Raw genomic sequence first — 3,929 nt, forward strand, 5'->3', positions numbered from 1 at the left:
GTCTACAACCTGGGCTCGATCGTGCACCTGCAGACCTCGGGCGTGCTGCTGATGGACACCAGCAGCCTGTACAAGCTGTATCGCGCGAAGGACGAGGCCAAGGCCCGCAAGCACATGATGGAAGAGATGGGCGCGGCCTACACCGCGCACGGGCTGATCACGCTGGCCGGCAGCCGCCTCTACACCAGCCTGGCCGACACCGACGAGGTGATCGACGACGCCCTCAATCGCTTCGACGACGTGTTCAAGCTGGTATGACCACCGACGAGATCCTGCGCACCCAATGGCTGCAGCTGCGCGAACGCCTGCAGCGCAAGCAATTGCTGGGCGGTGCCGAGGCGAGCCTCTCGCTGCGCGTGCCGGGCGCGGCGGCGATGTGGTTCGGCGGCGCGACGCAGGCCACACCGCGGCGCCTGCCGCTGCATCAAGACAACGAAGGAGGGGAAGAGGGCGCCCATGCCGCGGTCTACCGCGCACGCCCTGACGTGGGGGCCATCGGATGGGGGGGCGGGTCGTTCGGCGTCGCGCTGGCCGATTTCGGCGGCACGATGCCGCAGCTGTTCGACGAACAGGCCCGTCACCTCGGCCCGATGGCCCCGCCTGCGTCGACCGCCACGCCGCCGCAGACCCTGGCACGCTCGCTGCAACAACACCGCGGCAACGTGCTGCTGGTGCAGCGCCGCCCGCTGTGCCTGGGCACCACCGCGACGCGCCTCGCGCTGAACGCCGAGCTGTTCGAGAAATGCGCGAAGGCGCATGTGCTCGCGGTGGCCACCGGCGGCCGCGTGCGCGCGCTGCCGTGGTGGGTGCGCTGGATTGCCAACGGCCGCCTGCGAAAGGATGCCTCGCGGGCCGAAGCGCGCTTCGCGCAGGGCCTGCTGCCCGAAGAGAGCAAGGGATACTGAAACACCGCCACGAGGAGACCTGCATGCCCGCGAACGACGCCCCGACGATGCCGTCACGCCAGATCGCCGCGGCGCTGGCCGTCGGCACCATCGCCGTGCTGATGATCGGCGTGCAGCCGATCCTGCTCGGCGAGCTGGTCGATGCGAAGCAGGTGAGCCTGGAGGGCGTCGGCATCGTCGCGATGGCCGAGATCATCATGCTGGGCCTCGGCGTCGCGCTCGGCGATGCGCTGTTGCCGGGCGCGCAGTTGCGGCGCATCACGCTGGYCGCCGCCGTGCTGGCCGCGTGCCTCGACCTGTTGACGATGCGCGCCTCGGGCGATGCCGCGATGACCGCCGTGCGTGCCGCCGCGGGCCTCGCCGAAGGCGTGCTCGTCTGGGGCACCACCGGCGTCATCGTGCGCAGCGCCAACCCGGCGCGCATCGGCGGCATCTTCTTCGTCGTGCAGACGATCGCGCAGGCGGCGCTCGGCGCGTTGCTCGCGCATGCGGTGATCCCGCGTGCCGGGTGGCAGGGCGGTTTCGCGGCGCTGGCCGTGCTGTCGCTGCTGCCGTGCGTGCTGGCCTTCCGGCAACCGGCGCGGCTCGCGCCGCTGGTGGCGCCGGCGGTCTCGGGCTTCCGCTGGTCGGTGGCCACGCTGCTGCCGCTGGCGGTGGCGTTTCTCCAGCTGGCCACGCTGGGCTCGTTCTGGGCCTACCTCGAGCCGCTGGGCAAGGCGGCGGGCTTCGATGCGAAGGCTGCGCAGACGCTGATCGCCGGCGTGCTGGTGATGCAGGTGATCGGCGGCAGCCTCGCCACGGTTGCGGTCGGTCGGCTGCCGGCGCGGCCGACGCTGGTCGCCTGCTCGGCGGTGCTGGCCGCGGTGATGCTGACGCTGCACGCGCTGCCGGCCGGGCGCTCGTTCGATTTCGCGCTCGGCTGCGCGGTGTTCGGCTTCGTGTGGATGTTCATGCTGCCGTTCCACATCGGCCTGGCCTTCGGCACCGACACCAGCGGCCGGCTGGCCGGGCTGGTGCCGGCCGCCCAGCTGCTGGGCAGCGCCTTCGGGCCGCTGATGGCGTCGTTCATCGTCGAGGGCGACGAGGCCGGCGCCGTGCCCTGGCTCAGCGCCGCGTTCGCGGTGGCGGCCGCGGCGCTGTTGCTGGCGCTGCTGGCGATCAGGGCAGCGGCACGACCGCGCCCTGCAGGTAGCGGTTCGCCTTGACGAGCCACCAGCGGTCGTCGGTCAGCGGCTGGTTGCCGAGGCCGATGTTGTCGGTCGAATCGCCGACACCGGCGCCGAACATCAGCGACACCACGCCGGCATTCTTCGCCTCCTGCAGGTGGCTGCCCCAGGTGATCTGCGCACCGTTCGACGTCACCTTCGGATCGCCGGCCGCGTTGGTCTTGTAGTAGCTTGCGGCGAACACGCTCGGCGTCGCGGTGAAGGTGTCGCCGAAGAAGTACGTCGGCGCGGTGTCCTCGTAGTGCTTGCTGGTGGCGTTGGTCAAGGTCGCGAACGGCGCGCCGGTGGCCGGGTTGGTGCCGACCGAGCCGTTCACGTGGCCGGCCGGCAGCTGCCACAGCACCACCGGCTTCTTCAGCGCGGCGTTCAGCGTCTGCACGTAGTACAGGTAGTTGTTCCAGTGGTCGGCGTTGAACTGCCACTTCGCGTTGCCGGCAGCGCCGCCGTCGTAGCCGTACTTGTCGAACGAGATGAAGCTCGCGCCGTAGCTCGTGATGCCGGCCGCGTTGTAGTAGTTCGCGACCCGCTGCGCGCTGGCGGCGATGAACGGCCGGCCGGCCGCCCAGCCCTTCTCGGCGCTGTCGGTGATGTGCATCAGCCCGTTGGTCGAGGCACCGCTCTGCGCATCGCTCCAGATGTTGATCTGCCAGCCGTACCACGCGTTGCGGCTGCGCTTCTGCACGAGGTAGTTGACCGCCTTGACGAGACCCTCGAGCGTGTTCGGGAACTGCGGGTCGGCCGAGGTGAGCACGCCGGCGGTGTACGCCTGGTCCACGCGCGCCATGATCTGCGACGGTTGCAGGCCGGAGTTCTGCATCATGTAGCCGATGAAGTCCGGCTCGATCACGTAGCCCACCGGGTCATCGCCGGCCTCGGTGTTGGCGATATCGATGGTCTTGACCCAGTCCTTGAAATACGCGCCCATGTAGGTCGCGTCCTGGATGTGGGCGAGGTCGGTCGGGTAGCTCTCGCCGCCGTCGGCGATGTTGTAGAACACGAAGACCGGGATCATCCCGAGCTTCTTCGACTCGCGGATGAAGTTGGTGGCGCGGAAGCACGGCACCGTCGTCCAGGTGCACCAGCTGGTGTTGCCGGGCACCGAGGCGCCGCCGTTCAGGTAGATGTAGCGCAGGTCGGCGCGGGTGTTCAGGTCGCCGCTGCCGAAGTTCTGCCAGTTGGCGAGCGCGCTCGCCCCGTCGTCCGAAACCGAGCCGATCGACACGTGCGCCGGCAGGCCCGGCAGGCTGCCGTCGGGCTTCTTCACGCGCACGCCGACCCAGCGGCCGTTGCCGTTGCCATCGACGATGCGGATGCCGGCGCGCCCGGCCCCGAGCGCATTGACGGTGAGCTTGCTGCCGCTGACCGAGGCGGTCGCGACCTTCGGGTTGTTGGAGGCCACCGTGAAGCTCGGGTAGGCGACGCCGGAGACGCTGAGGTCGAGCGTGACGGCGCCGGGGGCGAGCGTGCTCTGCAGCGACTGGCCGCCGACATCCCACTGCTTGATGCCGATCAGCGAGGCGTTGCCGACGGTGGTGGCCGAGGCATCGCTGAGCGTGGCGCCGGCGGCATTGATCAGCTTCAGCTGGTAGGTGTAGAGGCCGAGCTTCTTGCCGGTGATCTGGATCGTGGCCGTCTGGGCGGCGTTGCCGACATCGGCCAGCGTGCCGGACTGGACCTTGACGCCGTCCTCGTACAGCTCCCACGAGGTGCCGCTGATGCCCCACCACTTGTTCCAGACGATCGCGAAGCTGCCGGCATGGTCGTAGTTCTGGATCTGCAGCGTGGGCTTGGCGGGCGC

Annotated in this window: 3 protein-coding genes and 1 pseudogene; 3 read left to right on the plus strand and 1 reads right to left on the minus strand. The window is 69.8% G+C overall.

Annotation, left to right across the window (positions count from 1 at the left end; genetic code table 11):
* The 3 genes and pseudogenes from AC1DXV_RS32335 to AC1DXV_RS32345 all read left to right on the plus strand — a co-directional run.
* Positions 1-258: pseudogene (locus AC1DXV_RS32335) on the plus strand (aspartate aminotransferase family protein); the annotation flags it as partial.
* Complete coding sequence (locus AC1DXV_RS32340; RefSeq protein WP_477870696.1) at positions 255-905, plus strand: class II aldolase/adducin family protein; 651 nt, start codon at positions 255-257, stop codon at positions 903-905. The pseudogene AC1DXV_RS32335 and the gene AC1DXV_RS32340, both read left to right, overlap by 4 nt.
* 23 nt (positions 906-928) lie before the next feature.
* Entirely contained in the window at positions 929-2,110 is a 1,182-nt protein-coding gene (locus tag AC1DXV_RS32345) for an MFS transporter (protein ID WP_477937575.1), read from the plus strand.
* Here AC1DXV_RS32345 and AC1DXV_RS32350 read toward each other — a convergent pair.
* A partial coding sequence (locus tag AC1DXV_RS32350; protein WP_477937576.1) for a chitinase N-terminal domain-containing protein occupies positions 2,064-3,929 on the minus strand: 1,866 nt, incomplete at its 5' end. The two genes, AC1DXV_RS32345 and AC1DXV_RS32350, sit on opposite strands and share 47 nt — an antisense overlap.

The sequence above is a fragment of the Rhizobacter sp. P3_C12 genome (genome assembly GCF_056402735.1).